This is a genomic window from Curtobacterium sp. ME12 (genome assembly GCF_903970855.1).
GTDB lineage: Bacteria > Actinomycetota > Actinomycetes > Actinomycetales > Microbacteriaceae > Curtobacterium > Curtobacterium poinsettiae_A.
The window spans coordinates 66,995-93,797 of sequence record NZ_CAJCKD010000012.1 but is presented as its reverse complement, the minus strand read 5'-3'; the positions used below and the strand labels follow the sequence as shown (position 1 = coordinate 93,797).

27 protein-coding genes are annotated in these 26,803 nt (G+C 71.6%); 10 read left to right on the top strand and 17 right to left on the bottom strand.

Annotation, left to right across the window (positions count from 1 at the left end; genetic code table 11):
* On the bottom strand, positions 1 to 912 hold a 912-nt coding region (locus H7A73_RS08325; protein WP_182065573.1), incomplete at its 3' end, for an SWIM zinc finger domain-containing protein.
* A 435-nt stretch (positions 913 to 1,347) separates the two neighbouring features.
* On the opposite strand from H7A73_RS08325, the gene H7A73_RS08320 reads away from it, so the two are divergent.
* On the top strand, positions 1,348 to 2,331 hold the full coding sequence (locus tag H7A73_RS08320; RefSeq protein ID WP_182065572.1) for an AraC family transcriptional regulator: 984 nt from the start codon (positions 1,348 to 1,350) through the stop codon (positions 2,329 to 2,331).
* Positions 2,332 to 2,379: 48 nt separating this feature from the next.
* Here H7A73_RS08320 and H7A73_RS08315 read toward each other — a convergent pair whose 3' ends face one another.
* On the bottom strand, positions 2,380 to 3,792 hold the full coding sequence (locus H7A73_RS08315) for an amino acid permease (RefSeq protein ID WP_182065571.1): 1,413 nt from the start codon (positions 3,790 to 3,792) through the stop codon (positions 2,380 to 2,382).
* A 76-nt stretch (positions 3,793 to 3,868) separates the two neighbouring features.
* On the opposite strand from H7A73_RS08315, the gene H7A73_RS08310 reads away from it, so the two are divergent.
* Positions 3,869 to 4,369 (top strand): DUF427 domain-containing protein, encoded by a 501-nt coding sequence (locus H7A73_RS08310; RefSeq protein WP_182065570.1) that lies wholly within the window; start codon positions 3,869 to 3,871, stop codon positions 4,367 to 4,369.
* 93 nt (positions 4,370 to 4,462) lie between these two features.
* Here the strand turns inward: H7A73_RS08310 and H7A73_RS08305 are convergent, their stop codons facing one another.
* Positions 4,463 to 4,795, bottom strand: a complete 333-nt coding sequence (locus tag H7A73_RS08305; RefSeq protein WP_182065569.1) for a hypothetical protein — start codon at positions 4,793 to 4,795, stop codon at positions 4,463 to 4,465.
* A 90-nt stretch (positions 4,796 to 4,885) separates the two neighbouring features.
* Here H7A73_RS08305 and H7A73_RS08300 point away from each other — a divergent pair, with 90 nt between their 5' ends.
* The 3 genes from H7A73_RS08300 (at position 4,886) to H7A73_RS08290 (ending at position 6,291) form a co-directional block, all read left to right on the top strand.
* Entirely contained in the window at positions 4,886 to 5,266 is a 381-nt protein-coding gene (locus tag H7A73_RS08300) for a hypothetical protein (RefSeq protein WP_182065568.1), read from the top strand.
* Between the two features lie 173 nt (positions 5,267 to 5,439).
* A complete protein-coding gene (locus tag H7A73_RS08295) occupies positions 5,440 to 5,760 on the top strand; it encodes a hypothetical protein (protein WP_182065567.1) in 321 nt (106 codons plus the stop codon).
* A gap of 96 nt (positions 5,761 to 5,856) precedes the next feature.
* Complete coding sequence (locus tag H7A73_RS08290) at positions 5,857 to 6,291, top strand: hypothetical protein (protein WP_182065566.1); 435 nt, start codon at positions 5,857 to 5,859, stop codon at positions 6,289 to 6,291.
* Positions 6,292 to 6,295: 4 nt separating this feature from the next.
* Here the strand turns inward: H7A73_RS08290 and H7A73_RS08285 are convergent, their stop codons facing one another.
* Both H7A73_RS08285 and H7A73_RS08280 read right to left on the bottom strand, forming a co-directional pair.
* Positions 6,296 to 6,916: a hypothetical protein gene (locus tag H7A73_RS08285; RefSeq protein ID WP_182065565.1), complete on the bottom strand. Its 621-nt coding sequence runs from the start codon at positions 6,914 to 6,916 to the stop codon at positions 6,296 to 6,298.
* A gap of 385 nt (positions 6,917 to 7,301) precedes the next feature.
* Entirely contained in the window at positions 7,302 to 8,756 is a 1,455-nt protein-coding gene (locus tag H7A73_RS08280; RefSeq protein WP_182065564.1) for an APC family permease, read from the bottom strand.
* Between the two features lie 97 nt (positions 8,757 to 8,853).
* Here H7A73_RS08280 and H7A73_RS08275 point away from each other — a divergent pair, with 97 nt between their 5' ends.
* Positions 8,854 to 9,282, top strand: coding sequence for a DUF6892 domain-containing protein (locus tag H7A73_RS08275; protein WP_182065563.1), 429 nt, complete (start codon positions 8,854 to 8,856; stop codon positions 9,280 to 9,282).
* 32 nt (positions 9,283 to 9,314) lie between these two features.
* On the opposite strand, the gene H7A73_RS08270 is transcribed toward H7A73_RS08275, so the two are convergent.
* The 3 genes from H7A73_RS08270 to H7A73_RS08260 are packed head-to-tail and all read right to left on the bottom strand — an operon-like array spanning position 9,315 to position 11,971.
* The gene (locus H7A73_RS08270) at positions 9,315 to 9,926 is read right to left on the bottom strand and encodes a uracil-DNA glycosylase (RefSeq protein WP_182065562.1); all 612 of its coding nucleotides are present in this window, start codon (positions 9,924 to 9,926) and stop codon (positions 9,315 to 9,317) included.
* A complete protein-coding gene (locus H7A73_RS08265) occupies positions 9,923 to 11,125 on the bottom strand; it encodes a glycosyltransferase (protein WP_182065561.1) in 1,203 nt (400 codons plus the stop codon). Before H7A73_RS08265 ends, H7A73_RS08270 begins: the two co-directional genes overlap by 4 nt.
* A gap of 9 nt (positions 11,126 to 11,134) precedes the next feature.
* Positions 11,135 to 11,971: a DUF429 domain-containing protein gene (locus H7A73_RS08260; protein WP_182065560.1), complete on the bottom strand. Its 837-nt coding sequence runs from the start codon at positions 11,969 to 11,971 to the stop codon at positions 11,135 to 11,137.
* 156 nt (positions 11,972 to 12,127) lie between these two features.
* Here H7A73_RS08260 and ligD point away from each other — a divergent pair, with 156 nt between their 5' ends.
* The gene (gene ligD / locus H7A73_RS08255) at positions 12,128 to 13,150 is read left to right on the top strand and encodes a non-homologous end-joining DNA ligase (RefSeq protein ID WP_182065559.1); all 1,023 of its coding nucleotides are present in this window, start codon (positions 12,128 to 12,130) and stop codon (positions 13,148 to 13,150) included.
* A 23-nt stretch (positions 13,151 to 13,173) separates the two neighbouring features.
* On the opposite strand, the gene H7A73_RS08250 is transcribed toward ligD, so the two are convergent.
* From H7A73_RS08250 to H7A73_RS08240, 3 genes are all read right to left on the bottom strand, one after another.
* On the bottom strand, positions 13,174 to 13,317 hold the full coding sequence (locus H7A73_RS08250) for a hypothetical protein (protein ID WP_155896788.1): 144 nt from the start codon (positions 13,315 to 13,317) through the stop codon (positions 13,174 to 13,176).
* A complete protein-coding gene (locus H7A73_RS08245) occupies positions 13,314 to 13,475 on the bottom strand; it encodes a hypothetical protein (protein ID WP_163343780.1) in 162 nt (53 codons plus the stop codon). Before H7A73_RS08245 ends, H7A73_RS08250 begins: the two co-directional genes overlap by 4 nt.
* Positions 13,476 to 13,617: 142 nt before the next feature.
* The gene (locus H7A73_RS08240) at positions 13,618 to 14,661 is read right to left on the bottom strand and encodes an ATP-dependent DNA ligase (protein ID WP_182065558.1); all 1,044 of its coding nucleotides are present in this window, start codon (positions 14,659 to 14,661) and stop codon (positions 13,618 to 13,620) included.
* 226 nt (positions 14,662 to 14,887) lie between these two features.
* Between H7A73_RS08240 and H7A73_RS08235 the strand changes: the two genes are divergently transcribed.
* Positions 14,888 to 15,931 (top strand): MBL fold metallo-hydrolase, encoded by a 1,044-nt coding sequence (locus H7A73_RS08235; protein WP_182065557.1) that lies wholly within the window; start codon positions 14,888 to 14,890, stop codon positions 15,929 to 15,931.
* Positions 15,932 to 15,952: 21 nt separating this feature from the next.
* Here H7A73_RS08235 and H7A73_RS08230 read toward each other — a convergent pair whose 3' ends face one another.
* The 4 genes from H7A73_RS08230 to H7A73_RS08215 form a co-directional block, all read right to left on the bottom strand.
* Complete coding sequence (locus tag H7A73_RS08230) at positions 15,953 to 16,585, bottom strand: FMN-dependent NADH-azoreductase (protein ID WP_182065556.1); 633 nt, start codon at positions 16,583 to 16,585, stop codon at positions 15,953 to 15,955.
* Between the two features lie 142 nt (positions 16,586 to 16,727).
* Complete coding sequence (locus tag H7A73_RS08225) at positions 16,728 to 18,323, bottom strand: putative Ig domain-containing protein (protein WP_182065555.1); 1,596 nt, start codon at positions 18,321 to 18,323, stop codon at positions 16,728 to 16,730.
* A 252-nt stretch (positions 18,324 to 18,575) separates the two neighbouring features.
* Positions 18,576 to 20,408, bottom strand: coding sequence for a hypothetical protein (locus H7A73_RS08220; RefSeq protein ID WP_182065553.1), 1,833 nt, complete (start codon positions 20,406 to 20,408; stop codon positions 18,576 to 18,578).
* 159 nt (positions 20,409 to 20,567) lie between these two features.
* Positions 20,568 to 21,470: a LysR substrate-binding domain-containing protein gene (locus tag H7A73_RS08215; protein WP_182065551.1), complete on the bottom strand. Its 903-nt coding sequence runs from the start codon at positions 21,468 to 21,470 to the stop codon at positions 20,568 to 20,570.
* 105 nt (positions 21,471 to 21,575) lie between these two features.
* Between H7A73_RS08215 and H7A73_RS08210 the strand changes: the two genes are divergently transcribed.
* Together H7A73_RS08210 and H7A73_RS08205 are read left to right on the top strand one after the other, a co-directional pair.
* Positions 21,576 to 25,058 (top strand): proline dehydrogenase family protein, encoded by a 3,483-nt coding sequence (locus H7A73_RS08210; protein WP_182065549.1) that lies wholly within the window; start codon positions 21,576 to 21,578, stop codon positions 25,056 to 25,058.
* A 221-nt stretch (positions 25,059 to 25,279) separates the two neighbouring features.
* Positions 25,280 to 25,720: a VOC family protein gene (locus tag H7A73_RS08205; protein ID WP_182065547.1), complete on the top strand. Its 441-nt coding sequence runs from the start codon at positions 25,280 to 25,282 to the stop codon at positions 25,718 to 25,720.
* Between the two features lie 5 nt (positions 25,721 to 25,725).
* On the opposite strand, the gene H7A73_RS08200 is transcribed toward H7A73_RS08205, so the two are convergent.
* The gene (locus tag H7A73_RS08200) at positions 25,726 to 26,169 is read right to left on the bottom strand and encodes an acyl-CoA thioesterase (RefSeq protein ID WP_182065545.1); all 444 of its coding nucleotides are present in this window, start codon (positions 26,167 to 26,169) and stop codon (positions 25,726 to 25,728) included.
* Positions 26,166 to 26,774 carry a QsdR family transcriptional regulator gene (locus H7A73_RS08195; protein WP_071247243.1) on the bottom strand — a complete coding sequence of 203 codons (609 nt, stop codon included), beginning with the start codon at positions 26,772 to 26,774 and terminating at the stop codon, positions 26,166 to 26,168. Before H7A73_RS08195 ends, H7A73_RS08200 begins: the two co-directional genes overlap by 4 nt.
* Positions 26,775 to 26,803: the final 29 nt, after the last annotated feature.

Below are 26,803 nucleotides of genomic sequence, written 5' to 3'. Positions count from 1 at the left end.
CGTGATGATACACTCGTTCGCAGCCCAGCGCCTCGCGCCGATCACCACGGCGTCGTCGTGCCGGGCGACGTCGAGCAGCACCTGGGCCTGCGTGCCGAGCACCGCCCCGCCCTCGCGCTTGCCGGTGACGAACGCGATGTCGAGCGCCGCGGCCTGCTGCAGGAGCGGCCAGAGCAGGGGGCTCCGGAAGTCGTCGAGGTGTAGCCAGTCGCTCTCACCCGGCAGGCCGGCGAGCTGCCCGGCACGGTGCAGGGCGGCGAGCTGCAGGAACCAGGCGTGTTGCTCGGCGCCGACGCCGAGCCGGTTCTGCGAGTAGGGGAGCGTGCCCCAGGTCAGCTGCCCGCGCACCCAGTTGCCGGCGTCGCTGCGGGTCACCGGCCGGACCCCGAGCCGGACGCTGCGGGACGGTGCAGGCAGGGCACGGCCGGCGGCACGGGCTCGCGAGGCGAGCTTGGCGGGGACCGCGTCACGCAACTCGAACTGCAGCCCCATCCGGGTGCCCTGCGGGGTGGGCGCCCGCTCGTCGTCACCGGCGAGGCGGGCGAGGTCGTGCCTCCAGTCCGAGGGCGGCGGAGCCGGCGTCTCCGGGCGTGGGCCGGCGTTCGCGGCGAGGGCACGGGCGTTGATGGTGAGGAGCGCGGCCGCGACGTGCTTGCAGTCGCCGCCGAGCGGGCAGCTGCAGGTGCTGCGGACGGGGCGGACGAAGTCGCCGCGCGCCGGGGTGGTGTCGACGCGGAGTTCGTACGGGTCGTCGGCGGTGCCGGACACGACCGCGGTGACCGTGCCGTCGTGGTCGTGCCAGGTGGCGTCGTCCACCAGTCCGGCGCGGACGACGTCGCGTGCGCGACCGAAGGTCTGCGGCCCGACGAAGCGGATGACGTCCACGGCGTCGATCATCGGGGCAGCAGGCACGGGACCATCGTGCCAGTCACCACCGACGATCCCCGCCGCCACCCTGTGCGACGAACATCTGACAGGACTACCGTCCAGATCGGAGCGCGACGACCGCGGTCCACGGAACCGATTGGAAACGCATGCCGGACCGACTGCGGTGGGTACGCGACTCAGCCGACCACTGGAACGGGTGGATCGACGCGGAGGTCGTGTGCGACATCACCCGGACCGACACGTACACGGTCGATTCTCCGGACCATTCGCTGACCGGCGGGCACTCGTCCTTCGAGAGCGCGGCGGCACAGGTGCACGGCTGGGTTCGCTGGACCGGCCGTTAGGCCGCGGAACGCAACCCGGTTGTACGACCACCGGTCGCTCCCTAGCGTGAGAGGGCAGACCGGGGGCACCCGGAGGTGACCACACCGCTCTGCTCGATCAGGGAGAGGTGTGCACATGACCGACACGACGGAGTCTCGGACCCCCGCTCACCCGCCCCGTCAGCCGCGCTCGCTCGTCGCCGTGTCCGGGCAGGACACCGACGAGGCCATCAGTTCGCTCGCCGGCATGTACGCGGGCAAGGCCTGGTACTCCCGCGCACTCGACCAGGACTACTGGTTCAAGTACGTCGGCGTCGGTGACGAGCGCCTCAGCATCCGCCGGTCGCAGATGCACGGGTACCTGCGGGGCGACGTCGCCACCGAGGGCGAGGTCGTCGTGCAGTGGCTGGAACGCGGCGAGGCCCGCGTCGACGTCGGCCGCGACGAGGTCCGCATGCGGCCCGGCGTGCCGACGATGTTCCCGGTCGAGCGCCGGTTCGAGATGGAGTACCAGGACTGGGACCAGCGCCTGGTGCACCTGCGTCGTGACCTGGTGCTCGACGTCGCCGCCGAGGACCACCTGGTCGACGGCACCATGGCGTTCGACACCACGGCCGTGCCGGACCTCACCGCCGTCGGCCTGTGGCGGACCGCCGTGTCCGGCGCGCTCCGAGCACTGCGCGAGGAGGGCGAGGAGTCCCTCGCCTGGCACGAGGCGCAGCGCGACGTCGCCCGTGCCCTGTTCCGGATGTACCCACTGCAGGCCGACCGGTTCCCCGCCGGCTACGGCACCCGCAGTGACGGCCGGCTCCGGGCTGCGGTCGAGTTCATCCAGGCGCACGCCCACGAACCGCTCACCGTCGCCGACATCGCGCAAGCCGCGGGGCTGAGCATCCGCGGGATCCAGGAGTCGTTCCAGCGGGCGTTCGAGCGCTCGCCGATGACGTACCTGCGCGAGGTGCGGCTCGGACGCGTGCACGAGGAGCTGCGGATCCTCGACCCGCACGCGACCTCGGTGGCGGACGTCGCCCGGCGCTGGGGGTTCGCGCACATGGGGCGGTTCGCCTCGGTGTACGCGAGCCGGTTCGGGGAGTACCCGCGGGAGACGTTGCGGCGCTGAGGGCGCGGGCGTGGGCGCTGCCGACGTCGGTTGCTACGGCTGCTGTGCTCAGCGCTTCGCCGGCTCGGCCAGCTTGCTGTGCTTCCGCGAGTACCCGAAGTACACACCGAGCCCGATCGCGAACCAGATCGCGAACCGCACCCACGTCTCCCACTGCAGGAACGTGACGAGCCAGAGCGACGCGATGACGCCGATGATCGGGATCACGGGCATGAACGGCAGCCGGAACTGGCGGTCCAGGTCGGGCTGCCGGTAGCGCAGCACCACGACGGCCGAGCACACCACGACGAACGCGAGCAGGATGCCGATGTTCGTGAGCTCGGCGACGACACCGATCGGCAGGACACCGGCCAGGATCGCGGACGCGATGCCGAGGATCCAGGTCACCCGGGTCGGTACGTGCCGCTTCGGGTCGGTCTTCGCGAACCACTTCGGCATCAGGCCGTCGCGGCTCATCGAGAACCAGACACGCGAGGCGCCGAGCATGAACGTCACGAGCACCGTGACGATGCCGACGATGGCACCGATCGCGATGACGTTGGCGACACCGCCGAGCCCGACCGACGCGAACGCCGACGAGAAGCCCGAGGCGGGGTCGATGTCGGTGTACTTCTGCATCCCGGTGAGCACGAGGGTCGCCAGGACGTACAGCACCATCGAGATGCCGAGGGACAGCAGGATCGCCTTCGGCATGTGCTTGCGGGCGTCGGTGGACTCCTCGGCCGCGGTGGACATCGCGTCGTAGCCGAACACGGCGAAGAACACGGTGGCGGCACCGGTCATCACGCCGCCGAAGCCGAACGGGAAGTACGGGGAGTAGTTGGCGCTGTTGATGTGGAACACGCCGAGCACCACGATGAGCACGACGAGCGCCACCTTGATGCCGACCGCGACGAACTCGAACCGGGCGGCGCTCCGGATGCCGCGCGTGAGGACGAACGCGGTGAGCAGGCACAGGACGATCGCGAAGACGTCGATCACGTGGCCGTCACCGGTGCCCGGCGCGCCGAGCATCCACGCGGGCAGGTCGATGCCGAACTGGCCGACCAGGAACCCCACGTAGCCGGAGATGCCGATCGCGACCACCGCCACGATCGCCGTGTACTCGAGCAGCAGGTCCCAGCCGATGAACCACCCGACGATCTCGCCGAGCACCGCGTAGCCGTACGTGTACGCGCTGCCGGCCTTCGGGATGAGCCCCGCGAACTCGGCGTACGACAGGGCTGCGGCGGCGCTCGCGACCCCGGCGACCAGGAAGCTGATCAGCACCGCGGGCCCGGCGACGCCGTTCGCGACGGTGCCGGCGAGGGTGAAGATGCCGGCGCCGATGATGCCGCCGATGCCGATCGCGGTGAGCTGCCACAGGCCGAGGTGCCGTTTCAGGCCGCCCTCGCCCCCGGCCTCGTCATCGATCGTGTCGATGGGCTGCCGTCGGAACAGGGTGCGTGTCGTCGTCGTCACCCGCCCATGGTGCACCCGGCGGCGATCCCGCGCACGCACGCGGCCGGACCGCAGGCACCGGGCGTACACCTGGAGCATGCGCCACCCGAAGAGGACCGAGCCCGGCCCCGGCCAGGAGTCCGTCTGGGACTACCCCCGCCCACCCGCCGTCGAGCGGGTCACCGCCCGTGTCGTCGTCCGTCTCGGCGGCACGGTCGTCGCCGACACGACCGACGCCGTCCGCGTGCTCGAGACCTCGCACCCGCCGGTCTACTACCTGCCGATGGCCGACCTGGCCGAGGGTGCGCTCGTGAAGGCACCCGGATCGAGCATGTGCGAGTTCAAGGGCCTGGCGCGCTACTTCGACGTCGTCGGCGGGGACGGGACGGTCGCGAGCCGTGCCGCCTGGAACTACCCGACCCCGGTCCCCGGCTACGAGTCGCTGCGCGAACGCGTCGCGATCTACCCGTCGGCGATGGACTCGTGCGAGGTCGGCGGCGAACGGGTCCGGGCGCAGGACGGCGACTTCTACGGCGGCTGGATCACGGCGGACATCGTCGGGCCGTTCAAGGGCGCGCCCGGCACGCTCGGCTGGTGACCCGGCTTCGTCAGGCGGGGCAGCCCTGACCCGGACCGACCCCTTCCGCGCGCGACGGGGCGGACCCGACCCGGGCCTCCCGGCCGGACGGCGTCAGCGGTAGGCGTACGGCGACCAGAATGGCGGCGGGAACGCACCGCCGGTCACGATCACGAGCACCTGCCAGACGAGCATGACGAGCCCGGTGCTCCCGATCACGATGCCGATCCACGACCACACCTGCACCGCGCGACGGCGACCCGCGATCCGGATCGCCCGCCAGCCGCTCAGCACGCACACCAGCCCGAACACCGCGCCGAGCAGCACGTGCCGCACGGTCGACTGCGCGGGCACGATGATGCCGAGGTAGAACGCGACCGGTCCGAGCAACACCGCGAAGGTCGCCGGGGCGGCTGGCGGTTCGTGATCCCGAGCGACTGCTCCCATGGACGGCATGATAGCGAGTGAACCTCGCTTCGAGTGCGTCCAGGTCGCGCAGCGCGAGCACCCGACCGCGGGAACGGGCACCATGGAGGCATGCGTTCCTTCTTCCGCGTCCTGCTCGGCCTGGCCCTCGTCTTCGCGGGCACGAGCCACCTCACCTTCGCGCGCAAGGAGTTCACGGCGCAGGTGCCCGACTTCGTCCCCCTGGACGACGACACGACGGTGCTCGCGTCGGGCGTCGCCGAGATCACGCTCGGCTCGGCCCTGGTGCTCGCCCCGAAGCCGGCCCGCCGCTTCGTGGGCTCGGTCGCGGCGCTGTTCTTCACGGTGATCTTCCCCGGCAACCTGTCGCAGTGGGTCAACCGTCGCGACGCCTTCGGTCTGGACAGCGACGAGAAGCGCCTCGTCCGCCTGTTCGGCCAGCCCGTCCTCATCGCGCTCGCCCTCTGGTCGACGCGCGGCCGGCGCTCCTGATGGGCGCGCCCGCAGGACAGACCGGCCCGGCCACCGGAGCGGGTTCCGGCCCGGCCCCCGGGACGGGTCCTGGGGCGGGTCCTGCGTCGGGTCCCGATCCGCTCGGGTCCGGCCCGGCGCGCTTCGGTCGGGAGGCCCGGCACCCCCTGGCAGGTCGCGCTCGTGTCGCGGACGTGGTCACCTCCACCGCGCTGCTCGTCGTGCTGACGGTCGGTGCGTTGGCAGCGGGGTGGGGGATCAGGCTCATGTCGCTGGCGTTCGTGTCGTGTGCGGCGCCCGGCAACACCTGCAACGAGACGCTGGGTGACTCGGTCGTCGTCGTGGGACCGATCGTCGTGGCGGCGGTGCTGGTCGCGACGATCGCGGTCTGCGTGCTGCGGCTCGTCCGGCGGCGGCTGACCTGGCCGGTGGTGCTCGTCGGCATGGCGGCGATCGTCGCGGTGTTCTTCGCCTCGCTGTTGCTCGTCGACAGCTCGGTCACGCACGGCATCTGAGGGACTCTTCCCGCACAGGCTGGGTTCGCGGAGCGGCTTTCCACAGACCCCGGACCGTGCCTCGGGCGGTGGCTTCCGGTTCGCCACGCTGGAGCCATGCCTGACACCGAGATGCTCGACCGCCTGATCCGTGAACCCGTCCGCACCGACGACGACGTCGTCCGACTCGTCCAAGCCGTCGTCGAACGGCCGCTGCGACGGCAGTGCTGGGTGCTGTTCCTCGACGACCGCGGGATGTCGATCCCGTTCCTGCTGCCGATCGCTGACCTGCCGTACTCCCCGGACGAACACGTCGACGACTTCGCGGCCCTGATCGCCGACATCGTGGCGCAGCTCGGGGCCGTCGACGTCGTGCTCGTGTGGGAACGCCCCGACGCCGACCGACTCTCCCCGGTGGACTGGGAGTGGGTCGACGCCTGCGCGTGCGCCCTCGACGAGCACTCGGTGCGGCTCCGTGCCCAGGTCGTCGTGCACTCCGGGGGAGCCGCGATCGTCGAGTTCGACGAGGAGACGCAGGCGGTGGCCTCGTGAGCGGTCAGCCCTGGGGAGCGACGTCCGGCACGTCCTGGCCGGTGAGCTCCTCGACGATCGCCTTCGCCTGCGGCCACGACTTCGCGTAGTGGTCCGGATCGGAGTTGATCTGTACCGCGTGCGCCATCTGCGTCGGGGTCATCGTCTTCCAGCCGGGGACCTTCACGAGCTTCGTGTAGAACATCGTCGCGGCCGTGTACGGGTCCATCCGCTGCTCGTACGTGCCCCAGGCGCCGTTGTCGCGCTGCTGGAACAGGCCGCGGCTGTCCGGGCCCGCGGCGTCGCCGTGGTCCAGGTTCACCAGGCTCGACTCGCCGATCGCGGTCATCACCCCGACGGCCTGCGTGTGCGGCCCGATGCCGAGCGCCTGCGCGGCTTCGATCACGGACGCGGCGTTCACCAGGCGGTCCTGGCAGAAGCCGCCGACGGGTCCGGCCGGCACGACCATCCCGCCGATCGTCTTCGAGGCGACGGCCGGGCACGCGGGAGTCGGGGTGGCGGCGCTCGACTTCGCGATGCCGGCGAGCGAGTTGACGGCGATCACCACGAGGACGACCACGCCGATGCCGACCGCCACGATCCCGGCGCCGAACACCGAGGCGAGGGTGATGCCGACACGGCGCATGACGGGACCTCTCGACGGGCTGGGCGGGTGCTGGGCGGGCGGAGCAGGAAGAGCAGCACGAGCGTACGGGCGCCTCCTGGGAAGCGAGCGGCGGCCCGCCGTGGTCGCACGTTCGGGGTTCGGGGTTCGCACTTCGGGATGCGCGGTTCGCCGCCGGTCGCTCGCCGCGTGGAAGGTGCGTCCCCGGCAACGAGTGACGGTCCTGGTTCACGAAGCGGGGGCTTCGCGAACCAGAACCGTCACGGGTCGTTCGGGCACGGCGGTCACCGCCCGCGTCGACCGTCCCGTCGCCCTCGACCCCGACCCAGGCGCCAGCCTCCGGCGGACAGCGACAGCGTGGCGATCACCGCGATGACGACGGTCCAGATGACACTGGTCGCGTCCATCAGACGTCGTGGTGGTCGTGCGGCGGGCGCTGCACCTTCGTCGGCTCCGTCACGAGCCCGGTCGGGGCCTTCTCGGCCTGCTTCCGTCCGTGGGTGAACCAGGTCAGGACCCAGAGCAGCACGCCCAGCGCCAGCAGCGCACCGGCGATCTGGTACTGCTGTGGGTCACGACCGGACGAGAACGGCATGACGAGCCACAGGCACGTGATGACGCCGATGACCGGGATGACGACGCCGGCTCGGAAGTGCTTGTGGTCGACCTTGTCGCGGCGCAGCACGAGCACGGTCACGTTCACGACGGCGAACACCGTCAGCAGCAACAGCGAGGTGGTGCCACCGAGCACGACGACGATGGGTGACTCCGGGTCGAGCGAGACCCACCCGATCAGCAGCAGCGAGATGAGCGTGGTGAAGACGATCGCGGTCGACGGGGTGCGACGGGCGGGGGAGATGCGGGACAGGAAGCCCGGCAGCACGCCCTGCTTGCTCATGCCGTAGAGCAGGCGCGACGCCATCATCATGTTGATCAGTGCGGTGTTGGCGACGGCGAACATCGAGATGAAGGGCAGCAGGTCGGCGATCGGGAAGTCCGGCGCGGCGGTCTGCACGACGGTCACGAGCGGGGTCTCGTTGCCGGCGAGCTCACCGATCGGCACCACGGCCACGGCGCAGATCGACACGAGCACGTAGATCACCGCGGTGATGCCGAGGCCGGTGAGCATGATCTTCGGGAAGATGCGCGAGGGGTCCTTGGTCTCCTCGGCCATGTTGACCGAGTCCTCGAACCCGACCATCGCGAAGAACGCCAGCGACGTCGCGGTGCTGATCGACAGCAGCAGGGACTTGTCCTCCGGCGTCTCGAACATCACGACCCGCGAGAAGTCCGCGTTGCCGCCCGCGATCGCCCAGAACCCGATCAGGATCACCATGACGAGACCGGACAGCTCGACCAGCGTCAGCACGACGTTCGTCTTGACGCTCTCGCTCACCCCGCGGAAGTTGATGAACATCACCGCGAGCATGAAGCCCATCGCGATGAGCATCACCACGCCGTTCGGCAGTTCGATGCCGAACCCGGCACCCAGGTTCGCCGCGAACGCCCGCGACGCCGTCGACGCTGACGTGATCCCGGAACACATCACGATGAACGTCACGATGAAGGTGACGAAGTGGATGCCGAACGCCTTGTGCACGTAGAGGGCGGCACCGGCGGTCTGCGGGTACTTCGTCACGAGTTCCAGGTACGAGAACGCTGTCAGCAGCGCGACCGCGAACGCGATGAGGAAGGGGAGCCATGCTGCCCCGCCGACCTCGGCCGCGACCTGGCCGGTCAGCGCGTAGACACCCGTGCCGAGGATGTCGCCGACGATGAAGAGCAGCAGGAGCTTGGGACCGATGACCCGGCGGAGCTCGTGCTGCTCCTGCTGTGGGCGGTCCGTCTTGGTGGTGGCCATGCGTCACCCTTTCGCGCGATGTGCCTTCCTGTCCAGTCCCACAGGGAGGTTTCTCGCGATCGCAACACGGTCGCTCGGCGACGGATACGCTCCGGCCATGGACCAGCAGTCGAACACCACCGAGGAGCCCATCGAGTTCGCGGACTTCAACGCGAAGCTCCTGGTGCTCGACGTCCTCTGCTACGACCTCGACGTCCTCGACCCCTACGACCCGGACGCCGAGGACGAGACCGACGAGGACCTCGACGTCGACGGGCAGGACGACCGGGCGCGCGAGTACTACGACGACCTCGACCTGCTGCCGTCGCACCTGTCGCTCGTCACCGAGATCACGGTGGACTCCGACCTCGAGGTGCTGCAGGACGTGCACCCCGGCTGGGACGGCTCGGACGACCGCTTCGACCCGCAGAACTGGGACGACCTGCTCGACCTGCCGGAGCTCCGCACCGTGTACGCCGCCGCGCCGCTGCCCGCCCACGTCACCGAGCGGCTCGCGGCCAAGGGCATCGAGGTCCGCTCCGCCTGAGCGGGTCTCGACCGGGACGGACCGACGGTCAGCTAGCGGTCCAGCGCCCGCAACTGTTCGGTGAACTCCTTCGCACCGCCCTGCGCCGGGTGCCGCACGGCGGTCGCCTCGATGCCGGCCAGCGCGAGTGCCCCCTGCGCCTTCCGACCGACCGCGACCACCCGGACCCGGTCCACGCCGCCCAGGGCCTCCAGCAGCGCGAGGGCGACGGGCGCTCCCGAGCGGACCTCGGCGGGTCGGGGCGTCCGGTTCGTCAGCCGGTCCGGTGCCACGAAGGGGTGGTGCGGGAAGATCGCCCACGCGACGGGGAGCGCACCGCGCCAGCCGTCCAGTGCCGCGTGCACGACGCGCGACGACGCTTCCCACGGTGCGGTCGGTTCCGGCGGGACGAGGCACTCGGGTCCGAGCTCCCGCATGCTCGTGAACGGCACACCCGTGTTCGTCATGCCACGCCACCCGGGGGCCTCGGCCACGAGCAACGTGTCGGCCCCCGACCCGGACTGCTCCAGGTACCGTGTCAGGTTCGCTCGCCGCAGCCGTCCCTCGGCCGATCCGACGTCGTACAGCGCCTCGGCGTCCGACTCGACGGGCACGGCGTCGAGCGCCGCCCAGAACGCGGCGAACCGCCCGTCCGTCTCGCTCACGGGCGCCCGAGCACCCGGCGGTAGACGTCCTCGAGCCCCGCGGCCGACCGCTCCCAGCTGAGGCGCTCCGCGTGCTCCCGCCCCGCAGCGGCGAGTCCGGCGGCGTACGGCGCATCCGTCAGGATCCGCTCGATCTCGGCAGCCCACGCCTGCGGGTCGCGGGACTCGAGGACCACACCCGTCTCCCCGTCGACCACCGCTTCGCGCAGGCCCCCGGCAGCGGCGGCCACGACCGGCACCCCGGAAGCGGAGCCCTCGAGCGCGACGAGCCCGTACGTCTCGGAGTGGGACGGCACCAGCACGGCTGCCGCGCCGCGGAACAGGAACGCCAGGTCGGCACGTGACTGCGGCCCGATGAAGGTGACGTGGTCGGCGATGCCCCGCGCCTCGGCGAGCCGACGCAGTTCGTCCACGTAGTCGCCCGCCTCACTCGAGACGTCGCCCGCGATGACCAGGGTGGGGCGGGCCTCCAGGCTGATGTCCGCGATCGCCTCGATCGCCAGGTCCAGGCCCTTGAGCGGCTGCACGCGAGCCGCCGCGACCACGTAGGGGGTGGCGGCGCGGCGCGCACCGACCGCCGCGGGGCGGAAGACGGACCCGTCGACCCCCGGCGGCACGATCCAGATGCGGGCGTCGTCACCGCCGAGCCGTGTGCGCACGGTCGACGCCTCGGCCTCGGACACCACGACGACGGCGTCCGACTCGCGGGCCAGCAGTTCCTCGCCGGCGATGCGGCCCGCGGACTCGGGGCGTTCGCCCTCGGACAGCGGCGTGGCCGGGTCGGCGGCGATGGAGTGGAACGACTGCACGTGGGGGACGCCGCGCTCGCGGGCGACGGGCAGCGCGGCCGCGCCGGAGAACCAGTGGTGCGAGTGCAGGACGTCGAACGGCCCGAGCTGCTCCAGCTCGTGACGGAACGGCTCGATGAACGCGTCGTGCTCACCCTTCGGCACCGGTTCGGCCGGCCCCGCGGACAGGAACCGCAGGCACACGCCCGGCACGAGCGACACCGAGTCCGGCTGCGTCGGGGCGGACCGGCGGGTGATGATGTCCACGTGGTGGCCTCGGTCGGCCAGCGCCTCGGCCTGGTGCCGGACGACGACGTTCATGCCGCCGACCTCGCCCGAACCGGGTTCGTCTCCGGGGGAGGTGTGCAGCGACACCAGCCCGATGTGCAGGGGTTCGGTCGTCGTGCTCACCGCTCAACCCTAGCCGCGCGGCCTCCGCTGCGACGGGCGCGCGGGTGCCACCACGACGGGCCGGCGGCCCGCCTCGTCCAGCGGGTCGGACGGGAGGCCCCGATCACCTCCCAGGATCTGCACGCGCTGGTCGCCGTGTCGCTCCCAGAACGCCGCCGTCCACGCGCACAGGGCGCCGTCGAGCAGGTCCTCGCGGTGCTTGTGCGTCGGACCGTGCAGCACCGACGGGTCGGCGAGCCGCTGCGTCAGCGGGTGCGAGTCGAGCAGCAGCGGCGGGTCGAGCGGGGTCTCGCGCAGCCGCCGGATCAGCTCGTCGAAGGCCTCGGCACGACGGGCACGTGCCTCGGCAGCGGGGATCCGGAGATCGAGCCGCTTGTACCGGGGCCGTTCCACGTCGTAGCCGAGCTCCTCCACCCCGACCAGCGTCGTGTACGGGTAGCACTCGAACATCGCCGGACCGGTGCGTCGTCGCATCGAATCCGTGTCGGAGACGTACCCGACACCCAGCGCGGTCAGCCGGTCGAGCAGCGCTGAGCCGGCGCTCGCCGCCGATGCCTGGTTGGTCGGGTTCGCGGCGACCTTCCACCGGCCGTAGCGCTGCCCGACCTGCCGCTCGGACTCGCGGATGCCCGTCGGGTTCGTCACGACGAGCGAGGCGTCCACGGCGATCAGGGATCGTGGCCCGAGGTGCTGGGCGATCCAGTCCGTGACGGCATCGACCCCGCGGGCCCACCCGGCGTCGGTGATCGTGCCGTCGTGGTCCATCGCCACCAGCCCGGTCTCGTTCGCGGCCTTCCGCTCGGAGCCGAGACCCCACGCCAGGTCGATGCCGAGGTACGCGTTCACCCGCCCATCCTGCCGACCCCGGCCGCAATACACCGGTGTCCGCGCGCTGAACACCGGCGTGCGCGTGTTCGACCTGGGAACACCGGTGTCCAGCGGGAGCGCGGCGGCGGCACCCGGCTGCGGGCGGGCGGCTGCCACGCGTGTACGGTCCGCTGCATGGCGAGCGAAGCGACGACGGTGCGGGTGCCCGGGCCCGACGGTGACCGCGAGGTCCGGATCAGCAGCCCCTCGCGGGTGCTCTGGCCCGAGGCGGGCATCACGAAGCTCGACCTGGCGGAGTACCTCGTCACGGTGGGCGACGCCTTCGTCCGGGCGAACGGCGACCGGCCGATCTCGCTGCAGCGGTTCCCGGGCGGCGTCGACGGCGAGCAGTTCTTCTCGAAGAACCCGCCGAAGGGTGCGCCCGACTACGTCCGCTCGGTCACGGTGACCTACCCGAGCGCCCGGTCGCACCCGCAGCTCGTGATCGACGAGCCGGCGGTGGCGGTGTGGGCCGCCCAGATGAACACGGTGGTCTTCCACCCGTGGGCCTCTCGTGCCGAGGACAGCGACCACCCGGACCAGCTGCGGATCGACCTCGACCCGCAGCCCGGCACGGACTTCGGCGACACGGTGCCGGTGGCCGAGGAACTCCGGAAGGTCCTCGACGAGGTCGGCCTGACGACCTGGATCAAGACGAGCGGCAACCGCGGCCTGCACGTGTTCGCGCCGATCCGGCCCGAGCACGAGTTCCTCGAGGTGCGGCATGCGGTGATCGCCGCGGCGCGCGAACTCGAACGCCGGATGCCGGACCGGGTCACGACGGCGTGGTGGAAGGAGGAGCGGGGGCAGCGGATCTTCGTCGACTTCAACCAGGCGAACCGCGACCGCACGATGGCCGGTGCCTACAGCCCCCGAGCTCTCGCACACGCCTCGGTGTCCACGCCGATCACCTGGGACGAACTGCGCACCGCGGACCCGACGGCCTTCACGATCCGCACGGTGCCGGAGCGGCTGCTGACCACGGGTGACCCGTGGGAGTCGATGGGGGAGCAGCCAGGCAGCATCGCCCCGCTGCTCGAGTGGTGGGAGCGGGACCTCGCGAACGGCGAGGGCGAGCTGCCGTTCCCGCCGGACTTCCCGAAGATGCCCGGGGAGCCGCCGCGTGTGCAGCCCTCACGGGCGAAGAAGCCCAGCTGATGCCGAGCGGCCGACGCTGAGCCTCAGGCTGCGGAGGAGACGTCCCGCTGACGGTCCGGGTCCTCGACGCGCGTGGTGTGCGTCGGCAACCCGATGCTGGCGGTGTGCAGGCGGGTGAGCCGCGACCAGGTGCCGCGGTGCACGTCGGTGATGCCGTCGACGATCACGAGCCGAGTCCGACCGTGACGAGTGCGAGCGCCGTGGCGGTCACGCCGGCGATGGCGCTGATGACCGCGCTGAGCTGCAGGACGCGCTGGCGCCGTGCCTCTCGGACTTCTGTGAAGGGGCTCCGCCGCGGGTGGCGGACAAGCGTGCTGGTGCTCATGTCGACCGCTTTCGATCCGGGCGTCCGGACTGGACGCCTCGTGCTGCTGACATCATCCTGGCACGGCTTCGCTAGTTCGGCTAACTACTTTTCGCCGAACGTGACAGAACAGCGACAAACGGACACCGCAGTGCGTTCCGCGTCAGGACAGCACGTCGCTCAGGTCGTACGCACTCGGCACCTCGAGCTGCTCGAACCCGCACGACGTCGCGTCACGGTCGGGTCGCCACCGCTCGAACTGCACGGTGTGCCGGAACCGGTCGCCCTCCATCTGGTCGTACCGGACCTCGAGCACCAGCTCCGGCGCCAGCCGGACGAACGACGTGTCGCGACCCGACGAGAACCGTGACCGTTCCCCGTCACCGGTGACGGGCCTCCCGTCCGCATCGCGGAGCACGACGGGCTCGAGCTCGTCGATCAACGCGGCCCGGCGCTTGTCGGAGAAGGCGGAGACGCCGCCGACCTGGCGGAGCTCGCCGTCCGCGTCGTACAGGCCGACCAGCAGGGACCCGACGCCGGAGCCGCTCTTGTGCACGCGGTAGCCGATGGCGACGACGTCGGCGGTGCGGTGGTGCTTGATCTTGAGCATCGAGCGCTTGTTCGGTTCGTAGGGCCGTGCGCGCGGCTTCGCGACGACGCCGTCGAGCCCGGCGCCCTCGAAGGTGGTGAGCCATTCGCGCGCCTGTTCGACGTCCAGCGTGGTGCGGGTGACGAAGAGCGGGTCGGTCATCGCGTCGCCGAGTTGCTCCAGGCGCTCGCGGCGCTCGTCGAAGGGCAGGTCGAGGACCTCCTGTCCGTCGACCGCCAGCAGATCGAACGCCACGAACTGCGCAGGGGTCTCGACGCTGAGCTTCGCGATCCGTGAGGCCGCCGGGTGGATGCGCTGCGACAGCGCCTCCCAGTCCAGCCGCTCGGCGCCGGGCTCGCCGGAGCGCAGGATCACCTCGCCGTCCAGGACGACCGGGTGGTCGCGGCCGCCGAACTGCGCGCGGAACGCCTCGACGAGCTCGGGGAAGTACCGGGTGAGCGGCTTGGACCCGCGACTGCCGATCTCGACGTCGTCACCGTCGATGGTCACGATCCCACGGAAGCCGTCCCACTTCGGTTCGTACCGCAGCCCGCCCTTCGTGCTGTCCGGGTCGGGGACGGTGGCGACGGCCTTGGCGAGCATCGGTGCGATCTCCATGCGTCCTGTGTACTCGCGCGCGTCGGCAGGGCTGTCTGCCTGGAGGCCCGTGCTCCGCCCGGTGGATGTGCTCGGTGAGCAGAAATGGTCGGGTCCAGTGCCGGCACCCGACCATTTCTGCTCATCATGCACTAAAAGCGACATAGTGGAATACCAAAGGTGAAACAATAGATTGCACGGTACTGCTCCTGCAGCATGGACTCGCGGCGTCGGTATGGTGGCCCGCGTGACGACCGTGCCCCCGCCGGCAGCGCCGGCCCCGGAACCGATCAGCCCCGTGCAGTCCGCCGCGCTCCGCGACGGCGTCCTGCCACCCGTCGAGCAGGTCCGGCCGGGCATCTGGACCCTCGCGGTGCCGTTCCGGTTCGGGGTGCCCGATGCGACCCTCGTCTACGTCGTCGAGGGGTCGGACGGCTCGCTCGCGGTGATCGACCCCGGGTGGTCGGCCGACGGTGGGCTCGCCGAGCTGCGGGACGGGCTCGCCGCGATCGGACGCACCCTGGACGACGTGTCGCTCGTGGCCGTGACGCACCTGCACGCGGACCACCTGGGCGCCGCGGCGGCCGTCCGTCGGGCGACGGGTGCCCGGGTGGCGATGCACGGCCTCGAGGTGCGCGCGCTCGAACGGGAGCGCACCGACGCGGAGCGGAACGACGCGGACATCGCGACGTGGGGGCTGCCGGAGCACCTGCTTGCCGGGGTCGTCGAGGCGTGGGGCAGCGGTCGCCGGATCGGGATGGGCCGGATCGAGGCGCCGTTCGCCGACGTGCTGCTCGAGGACGGCGACCCGCTGCCGATCCCCGGCCGGACGATCCGCACACTGTGGACTCCGGGGCACACGGCCGGGCACGTCTGCTTCCTCGACGAGCCCGACGGTCTGCTGTTCTCCGGCGACCACGTGCTGCCGCGGATCAACTCCGGCATCGGGCTCGGAGGCCGGACCGGCACGAACCCGCTCGGGGACTACCTCGCCTCGCTCGCGCGGCTCGAGCCGTACTCCGACCTCGAGGTCTGCCCGGGGCACGAGTACCGGTTCCGTGACGTCGTCACCCGCGCGCAGACCCTGGCCCGGCACCGGGAGGAACGCTCACGTCACGTCGCGGCGGCCCTCGACGCGCTGGCCCGTCCGACGCTGTTCGAGGTCGCCGCCCGGGTGCCCTTCAGCGGTGGGATCGAGTCGATGACCGGGTTCCTGCTCGCGAGCGCGCTGACGCAGACGGCCTTCCACGCAGACCTGCTCGGGCGGGCCGACGAGGTCCGGCCCGCCTGACGAGGGCCACGGACGCGCGGGTCAGCCGAGCGTCGTCGCGAGCCGCTCGATCGTCGTCTTCGCGTCGGCGAACTCCGCGGCGGCGTGCTGAGCCAGCGGTGCGAGATCCGGCAGCCGGTCGGCCAGGGTCGCGCTGACGGTGATCGGGTACAGCTTCATGCCGAGCGCGGTGCCGAGCACGATGTGCAGGACGGGGGAGCCGTGGTCCCAGCCCTCGGTCGGGGTGCCGGCGTCGTAGGTGGCTCCGCGGCTCACCACGGTGACGACGGGGCGGCCGGCCAGGGGCTGCACGCCGCCGGTCAGGATGCCGGGCACGTGGATGCGGTCGATCCAGGCCTTCAAGGTCGACGGCACGGTGTAGTTGTACAGCGGCGCACCCACCACGACGACGTCGGCGGCCAGGAGCTCGTCGATGACCGCCTGACGCAGGGCCTCTGCCTCGGGCGCGACGGTCTCCTCCGCGGTGCGGTCTGCGGCGGCCCAGTGCAGCGCCGAGCTCTCGAGGTGGGGGAGCTGGTCGACGTGCAGGTCCCGCCGGACGACCGTGTACTCCGGGCCGCGGGCGCGCCAGGCGTCGGCGAAGGCCGCAGTCAAGGCGCGCGAGCGGGAGTGGGACAGGTCGGCCGAGGAGTCGATGTGCAGCAGCGTGGGCATGTCGCCAACGCTACCGGCGCGGACCCGGCCGGGCGCGGATGCGGAAACGGCCCCGCCTGCTCCGGTGGAGGAGCAGGCGGGGCCGTCACGGGCCTCCCGTCCACCGCGCGGGCACGCGACGGACGGGAGACGTCTCAGGGTGTCAGCGCTGGGCGCGGCGACGGCGCGCGAAGCGGGCGCCGATGAGGCCGGCACCGGCGACGAGCAGGCCCAGGGCCCACGGCAGTGCGTCGGTGGTGTCCGAGCCGGTGTAGGCGAGCTGGCCACCGGTGTTGACCGGGGCGACCGGGGCGACCGGGGCCGCTGCCGGTGCGACCGGGGTCGGGTCGGCGATGCCGGCGACCGCGGTCGGCTGGACGTCGACGGCGAACGACGTGCTGAACGAACCGAAGGCGACGGACAGGTTGTGCACCGAGGCGTGCGGGAACGTGACGCCGACGATGCCGAAGTCACCGAGTTCGGGGTCCGGAGCGATCACGTCGCTGGCGACGTCCGACGTGACGGTCGGCAGGACCGTCTCGTCCTCGTCGGCCAGGATGTCGTTGCCGTACCGGTCGACGAGCCCGCCCTGGACGACGAGCGTGCCGCCCTGCTTCACGGTCGGACGACCGCCGTCGGTGAACACGACCGAGAAGGAGTCGTCGGTGGACTCGGCGTCGACCGTGTAGACGGAGCCGTCGGGCGCGATGACCCACGAGCGCTGCTTCTCGGCTTCCAGCTGCGAACGGTCGATCGTGTAGACCTGCACGCCGAGCGGAGCGCCGGCTTCGACGGTGAGTGACACGTACTGGGTGACGGACTCGGTTCCGCTCGTCGCGGTCACCGCGAACTCGTAGTCCCACGCGTCGGTCGTGACGCCGCTGAGTTCACCGGTCGAGGCGTCGAAGGTCAGACCGTCGGGGAGCTGGTCCTCGGGGGCCGCCTCGTCCTCGGGGAACTCCTCGGCGTACTCGGCATCGTCCTCGGAGAACCAGGCGAGGCTGTACTTCGGCTCCGGGAAGCCCTGCGCACGGAAGGTGTGCGAGAAGGCGTCACCGGCGGCGGTGCTCAGCTCGAGCGGGCTGTCCTGCGTGGCGCCGGCCTCGGTGGGCTGGCCGTCCTCGCCGAGGAACGCCGGCGTCTGCGTCACGGCCGCGGTGGCCTCGGACTCGACCGTGGAGGTCTCGGTCGCGCCGGGCAGCGTGCCCGTCACGGCGACGGTGATGGTCTTGCGGACGTCGGTCGGGTCGACGACGTAGCTCGCGGCCTTCGACAGGACGTTGCCGTCCTGGTCGGTCCACGAGTACTTGTACCCCGCCTCGTCGTCGAAGCCGGTGACGACGGCGACGAGTCGGGTGCCGACCTTCGCCGTGCCCTCGATGGTGACGGTGGCGTCGGCGGCCTTGGCCGTGACGTCGGGCTTCGGCGTCTCGGTCGGCTTCGGGGCCTCGGTGGCGGCAGGCGCGGTGGTCTCCGGTGCGGCCGGCTCGCCGGCCTCGGGGGTGGGTGCCGCCGGGGTCTCCTCGGCCGGAGCCGGGGTCTCGGGCGCGGTCTCGGCGGGCGGGTCAGTCGGCGTGGGCGTCTCGTCGGAGACGACCGGGGCGGGCGTCTCGGCAGCCACGACCGGCTGCGTCGTGTCGAGCGTCTCGGCGTTGGCGGCCGTCGCGGTCATGATGCCGAGGCCGGTGGTCAGGCCCACGAGTGCGACGGTGGTGCCGACGGCGCAGGCGCGACGGACGGTGGAGGTGCTGCGGTGCACGGGTTCCCCCCAGGGGTCGGTCCGGGCTCTTCGCCCGGATCATGTGAATTTGCCGAGAATGTCGGCGTTCTCGGATCGTAGCGGGATGACGTTGCCGGGCTGTGACGATTCACCGGAATGTGACCCGGGTTGGGGGTGCGTGCGGGAAACCGCCTGACCCCCGCACGCGCGGCGCGTCCTGTGGGTGCGGAAGGGCGGACGGGAGGCGCGGTGCACGCCCGCACCGCGCCTCCCGTCCGTTGGGGCCGCGTCTCAGGCGCGACGGCGACGCAGACGGTGGACCAGCAGACCGCCGCCGGCGGCGAACAGGCCCAGCGCCCACGCGAGCGGCCCGGAGGCGTCCGCGCCCGTGTAGGCGAGGTGCCCGCCGCCTGCCGTCGGGGTCGGGTTGCCGACGGTCGCGACCGTCGGCCGCACGTCCACGTCGAACGTGGTCGAGACGTCACCGAGGGCGACCGTGATGGTGTGCGGCGAGGCGTGCGGGAACCCGACGCGGGGCTCCCACTCGCCGTACGGCAGCGTCACTTCGTCGCTGGCCACGCTGCTCGTCACGACCGGCTGCGCGCCGTCGGACTCCTTCGTGCTGTTCCCGAACGCGTCGAGGGCCGTCACCCGGACGACCATCGTCGACCCCTGGGCCACCGGGACGGCGTCGACCGGGATCGACTTCGGGCTCTCCGCGAAGACCTCGCGCAGGCCCTCGGCATCACGGAGCCATCCCTTCGGGGACCCGATCGTGCCGACGAGCAGGCTGAGTTCCTTCGTCGCGGCGGGACGGATGGACAGGTGGACGTACTGGGTGGCAGCGCGGGACCCGTTCATGGCCATGACCTGGAAGTCGTACTCGCCGGCCACCGTCGGGGCACCGCTCAGGACCCCGCTCGTGTCACCGACGGCGAGGCCGAGCGGTGCGATCGGGTGTTCGTTGCCCGGCACGGGGAACGCCGTCGGACCGGTCAGCAGGACGTAGTGCAGTTCCGTCGACGACCCCGTCGCGCTGAAGGTGCGCTCGATCTGCTCGCCCGCGGTGGTCTCGATGCGGATCGGCGACTCGGGCGTCGAGGGCTCGGTGAACGCGATGGTGTCCGGGGCGGCGGGCTCGTCGGTGTCCTCGGCGCCGACCACCACCTCGAACGACGTGGAGACGCCCCCTTCGGAGACCGTCACGGTCCGGGTGCCGGTGCCGCCGAAGGTCACGGTGTTCGAGGAGTCCCCGTCGTTCCACACCGCCGAGTCGGAGTCGTCCGTGCTCGTGAGCGTCGACCGGGGGTAGTCCGGACCCGGCGTGGTCCGGTTGCCGGACGCGTCGACCGCCAGGCCGGCGAGCGTGAGCGGGGTTCCCTCGGCGACCGGGATGTTGGGCACGATGCGGACGCGGCCCTGCCCAGCGGCCTGTTCCCAGATCGTGCCGTCGGTCTCGACCTGCCACAGCCCGTCGTGGTTCGGGGTGGCGACACTGAACGTCACGCCCACAGGGTCGCCGGGTGCGACCGTCAGCTCGACGTACTGCGTGATCTCCGTCGAGCCGCTCAGGGCGACGACCTGGAACCGGAAGGTCCCGGCCTCCTTCGGGTCGCCGCTCAGGACACCGGTGTCGACGTTGACCCAGTAGTCGGAGGACGGGGCGTCCTGGATGGCGTAGCCGACGGTGCCGTCGCCGCCGGTGGTCTCGAAGGTGCGGGTGAAGGGCGTGCCGCTGGTGGCGGTGAGCTCGATCGGGTCCTCGGCAGTGGACGGTTCCGTGAAGGCGAGGTCGCTGCCGTCCTCGGCGGCCGGGGTCGGCTCCGCCGCCGCCGGCGCCGCTGGTGCCACAGGCGTGGCCGGTGCGGTGGGTGTCGTGGGCTCTGGTGCCGGCGTTCCTGGGACGGCGGTCGGCGTCGGGTCGGTGGACGGGCCTCCCGGCTGCTCGTCCGTGTCGCCCGTCGCGACGGGCATACCGGGTGTCGCCGTGCTCGTGGTGGTCGTGGGCTCGGCCGCGACGGCGGTCGCGGTGCCGATGCCGAACGCCGACGACGCGGTGACGATGGCGACGGCTGCGCCGATGGCGGTGACCCGTCGCGTGGTGGCGGTGCAGGGCTGGTTCATGGGATCCCCCTCGGATTCGGTCGGGGCACCGGCAGGTGCCCTCATCCAGGAGATGTCCGCGTCCACGAGATCCTGACGGATGCACAGGTCTCGATCCGGTCACGGCGCTGGAGGGAGTGCGCTGGATGGCGTGCGCTGGACGGCGTACGCGCCGGCGGATCAGTCGGCGACGGCTGCTGCCGCACGCTCGAGCGCGTCGCGGAGTGCGCGGACCGCCGGGGACGACGACCCCGCGGACCGCACCACCGTGAAGATCGTGCGTCGGGGGCCCTCCGGCAGCTCGAGCAGCCGACAGGTCGTCGTCCGACCGGTCCACATCAGGTCCGGCATCAGGCTGACGGCGTTGCCCGACTCGACCAGGCGGATCTGCGTCTGCAGGTCGGCGGTCTCGTACCGGACGTCGGGCTCGAAGCCCCAGCGCCGACAGACCTGCTCGGCGAAGTGCCGCGACGCGGTGCCCCGGGGCTCCATCACCCAGGGCATGGTGCGCGCGTCCTCGAGCGACGCCACCGGGCGCAGGGCCGTGTCGAGCGGGGGCAGGGCGAGCCGGACCGCATCGGTCGTCAGGTCGGAGCGGTCGAGCCCGGGCAGGTGCGGAGCGGCATGGGCCGGGTACTGCTCGGCGATCACCATGTCGAAGTCGCGAGCCCACGTCTCGTTCAGTGCGGTCTCCGGTTCCCGCTGCACCATCTCGACCCGGACGTCGGGGTGTTCCGTGGCCATCTCGTGCAGGGCGCTCGGCATCAGGGCGAGGGCCGCGGACTGGAACACGGCGACCCGGACGCGGCCCTGCACGGACGACAGGGTCTCCTCGACCTGCGACTGCGCGTGCTCGAGGACGTCGAGCACCTGGCCCGCCGCGGCGACCAACACCTCGGCCTGCGGGGTGAGCTGCAGCCGTCGCCCGGCCTTGCGGAGGAGCTGCACGCCGGCCTCCCGCTCCAGGGCGCTCAGCTGCTGCGAGACCGCCGACGGGGTGAAGTTCACGGCCTCGGCGACGGCCGCGATCGTGCCGCGGATGGACAGCTCACGGAGGAGCACGAGACGGCGGACGTCGAGCATGGTCCGACGCTAGCCGGGCCGAGCCCGGAACGGTAGCGCAACTGAACGGTATCCATCAGGAACGCTCACTTCCGCTACCGCATCCCGGACCTCCACACTGAACCCATGACGACGTTGCACGAGGACTCCGCCATCGACCACGACGCCCTGGCGGACCAGTCCGTCGCGCTCGTCCGACAGTGGCTCGCCGAGGCCGAGACCTACCCGGTCGACGGCTCCGCGAAGCAGCTCGCCGGGGTGCTCGCCGACCCCGCGGGACTCGACTTCGCCGTCGGGTTCGTCGACGGGGTCGTGCGACCGGAAGACCTCGCCGTCGCCGCCCGCAAGCTCCGACAGATCGCCCCGGACGCCCCCGGGTTCCTGCCCGCCGCGCTCCGCGGACTCGTCCGACTCGGCGGCGGCATGGCCCCGGTGCTGCCGAACGTCGTCGTCCCCATCGCCCGACGCGTCCTCCGCAACATGGTCGGCCACCTCATCGTCGACGCCACCGACTCCAAGCTCGGCCCGGCCATCGCCGGCATCAAGCGCGACGGCGTCCGCCTCAACGTCAACCTGCTCGGCGAGGCCGTGCTGGGCGAGCGCGAAGCCGCCCGCCGACTCGAGGGCACGCACGAGCTGCTGGCCCGCGACGACGTCGACTACGTCTCGATCAAGGTGTCCTCGACCGTGCACCCGCACTCGCCGTGGGCGTTCGACCACGCGGTCGACGACATCGTCGAACAGCTCCGACCGCTCTTCCAGCGCGCCGCAGCCGCCAGCCCGGCCAAGTTCATCAACCTCGACATGGAGGAGTACAAGGACCTCGACCTCACCATCGCGGTCTTCACGAAGCTCCTCGACGAGCCCGAGTTCCTCGGCCTCGAAGCCGGCATCGTGCTGCAGGCGTACCTGCCCGACGCGCTCGCCGCGATGCAGGAGCTGCAGGAGTGGTCCGCCGCCCGCCGTGCCCGTGGTGGTGCCGGCATCAAGGTCCGGCTGGTCAAGGGCGCGAACCTGCCGATGGAGCAGGTCGAGGCCTCGGTGCACGGCTGGCCGCTCGCCACCTGGCACACCAAGCAGGACTCCGACACCAACTACAAGCGCGTGCTCGACTGGGCGCTCACCCCCTCGCGCGTCGAGAACGTCCGCGTCGGTGTCGCCGGGCACAACCTGTTCGACGTCGCGCACGCCTGGCTGCTCGCCGGTGAGCGCGGGGTGCGGGACGGCATCGAGTTCGAGATGCTGCTCGGCATGGCGCAGGGGCAGGCGTCGGCCGTGAAGAACACGGTCGGCTCGCTCCTGCTCTACACGCCGGTCGTCCACCCGGGCGAGTTCGACGTCGCGATCGCCTACCTGATCCGTCGTCTGGAAGAGGGCGCGTCGCAGGACAACTTCATGTCCGCGGTCTTCTCGCTGGTCTCCTCGCCGCCGCTGTTCGCCCGCGAGGAAGCCCGCTTCCGCGCCTCGCTCGAGCCGCTCGCGCAGCCCGGCGGACTCGACGCACCGCCGTCGCACCGCGTCGCCGACCGGTACGCCGCCGTCGGCCGCCCCGGCCCCGGTCACTTCGAGAACACCCCGGACAGCGACCCCTCGGTCGGCGCCGTCCGCGCCTGGGGCGACGCCATCACCGCGCGGGTCGCCTCGTCGACGCTCGGTGTCCGCGCCGTCCAGGAGGCCCGGGTCGACTCCGCCACGGCGCTCGACACCGCGCTCGGCCGCGCCAAGGCCGCCGGTGCGGTCTGGGGCACCTGGTCCGGTGGCGCACGTGGCGCCGTGCTCCACGCCGTCGGCGACGCACTCGAGGCGAACCGCGCCGCGCTCATCGAGGTCATGGCGTCGGAGACCGGCAAGACCATCGACCAGGCCGACCCCGAGGTGTCCGAGGCGATCGACTTCGCGCACTTCTACGGCACCCTGGCGTCCTCGCTCGACGACGTCGACGGTGCGACCTTCACGCCCGCGGCGCTGACCCTGGTCGCGCCGCCGTGGAACTTCCCCGTGGCGATCCCCGCCGGATCGACCCTCGCTGCGCTGGCGGCCGGGTCGGCCGTCGTGCTGAAGCCCGCGCCGCCCGCCGAGCGCTCCGGGGCCGTGCTCGCCTCGATCATCGAGACCGCGCTCGACGCGCACGGGGCCCCGGCCGACGTGCTCGCCTTCCTGCAGGTGTCGGAGAACGACCTCGGGCAGCAGCTCATCGCGTCCCCGATGGTCGACCAGGTCATCCTCACCGGTGCGTACGAGACGGCTGAGCTGTTCCGCTCGTTCCGTCCCGACCTGCCGCTGCTCGCCGAGACCTCGGGCAAGAACGCCGTGATCGTCACGCCGTCGTCCGACCTCGACCTCGCCGTGAAGGACGTCGTCGCCTCGGCCTTCGGCCACGCCGGCCAGAAGTGCTCGGCAGCGTCCCTCGTCGTCATGGTCGGCTCGGTCGCCAAGTCGAAGCGCTTCCGGAACCAGCTGCTCGACGCGGTGGCCTCGCTCACGGTGGGCTACCCGACCGACGCCGCGACCCAGATGGGCCCGGTCATCGAGCCGGCCTCGGGCAAGCTGCTCGACGGCCTGACGAAGCTCGGCGCGGGGGAGTCCTGGGCCGTCGAGCCGAAGCAGCTCGACGAGACCGGCAGGCTCTGGAGCCCGGGTGTCCGACAGGGCGTCCGCCGTGGCTCCGAGTTCCACCGCACCGAGTACTTCGGCCCGATCCTCGGCATGATGACCGCGGACTCGCTCGACGAGGCGATCGACATCGTGAACGAGGTCGACTACGGCCTGACCTCGGGCCTGCACTCGCTCGACCCGGCCGAGATCGGCACGTGGCTGTCGCGGATCCAGGCGGGCAACCTCTACGTCAACCGCGGCATCACGGGCGCCATCGTCCGCCGTCAGCCGTTCGGCGGCTGGAAGAAGTCTGCGGTGGGCGCCGGCACGAAGGCCGGTGGGCTGAACTACCTGCTCGGGCTCGGGTCGTGGACGCCTGCACCGGCGATCGCTGCGTCCGGTGTCGCCGTGTCGGGTCCGGTCTCGGCGTTCGCCCGGGCTGCCGAGGTCGCCTCGCCGATGCTCGACCGTGCGCTCGCGTCCGACGAGCAGGCCTGGTCGACGCTCTTCGGCACCGCGACCGACGTCTCGGCGCTCTCCGCCGAGCGGAACATCGCCCGGTACCTGCCGTTCCCGTCGGTGCAGGTGCGGCTGGCCGCGGTTGCTGGCTCGGACACGGACCTCGACGCCTCGGTGGTCGAGCTCGTCCGCGTCGTCGCCGCTGCGCTCCGTGCCGGCACGACGATCGAGGTCTCCACGGCCGCGACGCTGCCGTCGACCGTCGCCGCGGCGATCCGTTCGCTGCCGATCGTCCGCTCGCTGTCGCAGACGGTGTCCGACGCGGCCTTCGCGAGCTCGGTCGCCTCGGGGTCGTCGACTCGGGTGCGGCTCATCGGTGGCGACACCTCGGCGCTGTCCTCGGCCGTCGGTGGTCGTCCGGACGTCGCGGTGTACGGCGGCCCGGTGACCGAGGCCGGGCGGCTCGAGATCCTGCCGTTCGTCCGCGAGCAGGCGGTGTCGATCACGGCGCACCGCTTCGGCACGCCGAACCACCTGACCGACGACCTGATCTGACCGGACCGCGGCGCTGGCGTTCGGGTCCAGCGCCGCTTGCACAACCGAAGTGCCCCCGAACCGCGCGATCGCGTGGTTCGGGGGCACTTCGGCTCTGCGGCGTGTGGAACGTCGTGTACGTGGCTGTCCGGTCGCCGCACGGCCTCGGGTGCTTCGGAGGGACCGAGCGTTGCCTCGGGAGCGCGTCGCAACCACGGCGCGCAACCCTGAGGAGCTCCACCATGACCGAACCGTTCGCACGCCCGACCGCCCTGGCCCACGTCCGTGTCACCGTGACCGACATCCACCGCAGCAAGGCGTTCTACCAGCAGCTGCTCGGCACCGACCCGGCGATCGACTTCAGCGACCAGGTCGACGAGCCCGGCGTGCGCGAGGACCGCGAGCGCTTCTACGGCGGATCCGTGTTCCAGCTCGGCGACCAGGTCTTCGGCCTGCGCCCGGTCGCTCCGGCGGGGCAGACGTTCAACCCGGACACCGTCGGCCTCGACCACGTGAGCTTCGTCGTGGGTTCGGTCGACGAGCTGCACCAGGCGGCCGCACGTCTCGACGCCGCGGGTGTCGAGCACGGCGAGGTGACCGACCTCGGGGACGCCGGCATGGTGATCCTGTCCGTGCAGGACCCCGACGACATCAACCTCGAGCTCGCTGCTCTGAAGGAGTGAGGTCCTCAGTCGGCGGCGGCGGGCTGTGACGCGACCATCGAGCCGGTCACGAGCTCGCGGAGTTCTGCGGGCAGCGGGACCGGACGGCGGGCGCCCTCGCGGTCGATGATGACGTGCACGAACTCACCCGTGGCGAGCAGGGCACCGTCGGACTGCCGGAACAGGCCGAACTCCCACGACAGGCTCGTGGTGCCGAGGTGCTTCGAGCGCATCCCGACCTCGATGACGTCCGGCCAGACGGCGGACTCGACGAACCGGCAGCTCGACGACACCAGGACGGCGATCCACTCCGACGAGAACGGGTCGAGCCCGGCGACCTCGCGGAACCAGTACGTCGACGCGTTGTCCATCGCCGAGTAGTAGATCGTGTTGTTGACGTGCCCGAACATGTCGTTGTCGTTCCACCTGGTGGGGTAGGTCCGACGGAACGGGTACTCGGCGATGGTCATCGGTCTCCGATCGGGGGTGCGGGTGTGGCGTGCACCGCGTCGGGCCGCAGGACGTACTCGAACGCCGCACGGGCCCGGTCGGGATCAGGGGTCTCACCGGAGATGAACTCGGCGTAGGTGAACGACTCGGAGATCCGGACGAGCAGCCGTGCGAGCTCCTCGGCCGACAACGGTGCCGGGTCGAACGTACCGGATGACTCCTGCTGCTCGATGAGTGCGGTGACCCGGGCGACGAACCGGCTCTGCACGTCGCTGTCCGAGGTGGTGAGCAGACGCATCGCCCGAGCGGGTTCGCGGGTCAGGAACGCCCGGAAGTACGGGGCGTCGATCAGGTCGGCGGTGAACCGGTCGAGCACGACGACGAGCCGGGCCGCTCCGGTCGCCCCGATCTCGTCGGCGGCGTGGGTGGCCCCGTCGAGGGTCGGGACTGCGAGGGACCACAGGATCTCGGACAGCAACCGGTCACGGTTGCCGACCCAGCGGAACAGCGACGTGCGGTCGACGCCGAGTGCTGCAGCCAACGCCCCCATGTCGATCCGTGAGCCGGCGATGAAGGTGTGACGGGCCTCCCGGAAGGCGCGCAGCGCTGAATCCGATGTGTACACGCGATCCTCTCTTGCAACGTTTTCGAGAA

Coding starts and splice junctions, on each gene's coding strand:
- H7A73_RS08320 (WP_182065572.1), top strand. CDS start 1,348: ATGACCGACACGACGGAGTCTCGGACCCCCGCTCACCCGCCCCGTCAG.
- H7A73_RS08310 (WP_182065570.1), top strand. CDS start 3,869: ATGCGCCACCCGAAGAGGACCGAGCCCGGCCCCGGCCAGGAGTCCGTC.
- H7A73_RS08305 (WP_182065569.1), bottom strand. CDS start 4,795: ATGGGAGCAGTCGCTCGGGATCACGAACCGCCAGCCGCCCCGGCGACC.
- H7A73_RS08300 (WP_182065568.1), top strand. CDS start 4,886: ATGCGTTCCTTCTTCCGCGTCCTGCTCGGCCTGGCCCTCGTCTTCGCG.
- H7A73_RS08290 (WP_182065566.1), top strand. CDS start 5,857: ATGCCTGACACCGAGATGCTCGACCGCCTGATCCGTGAACCCGTCCGC.
- H7A73_RS08285 (WP_182065565.1), bottom strand. CDS start 6,916: ATGCGCCGTGTCGGCATCACCCTCGCCTCGGTGTTCGGCGCCGGGATC.
- H7A73_RS08280 (WP_182065564.1), bottom strand. CDS start 8,756: ATGGCCACCACCAAGACGGACCGCCCACAGCAGGAGCAGCACGAGCTC.
- H7A73_RS08275 (WP_182065563.1), top strand. CDS start 8,854: ATGGACCAGCAGTCGAACACCACCGAGGAGCCCATCGAGTTCGCGGAC.
- ligD (WP_182065559.1), top strand. CDS start 12,128: ATGGCGAGCGAAGCGACGACGGTGCGGGTGCCCGGGCCCGACGGTGAC.
- H7A73_RS08245 (WP_163343780.1), bottom strand. CDS start 13,475: ATGAGCACCAGCACGCTTGTCCGCCACCCGCGGCGGAGCCCCTTCACA.
- H7A73_RS08240 (WP_182065558.1), bottom strand. CDS start 14,661: ATGGAGATCGCACCGATGCTCGCCAAGGCCGTCGCCACCGTCCCCGAC.
- H7A73_RS08230 (WP_182065556.1), bottom strand. CDS start 16,585: ATGCCCACGCTGCTGCACATCGACTCCTCGGCCGACCTGTCCCACTCC.
- H7A73_RS08220 (WP_182065553.1), bottom strand. CDS start 20,408: ATGAACCAGCCCTGCACCGCCACCACGCGACGGGTCACCGCCATCGGC.
- H7A73_RS08215 (WP_182065551.1), bottom strand. CDS start 21,470: ATGCTCGACGTCCGCCGTCTCGTGCTCCTCCGTGAGCTGTCCATCCGC.
- H7A73_RS08210 (WP_182065549.1), top strand. CDS start 21,576: ATGACGACGTTGCACGAGGACTCCGCCATCGACCACGACGCCCTGGCG.
- H7A73_RS08205 (WP_182065547.1), top strand. CDS start 25,280: ATGACCGAACCGTTCGCACGCCCGACCGCCCTGGCCCACGTCCGTGTC.
- H7A73_RS08200 (WP_182065545.1), bottom strand. CDS start 26,169: ATGACCATCGCCGAGTACCCGTTCCGTCGGACCTACCCCACCAGGTGG.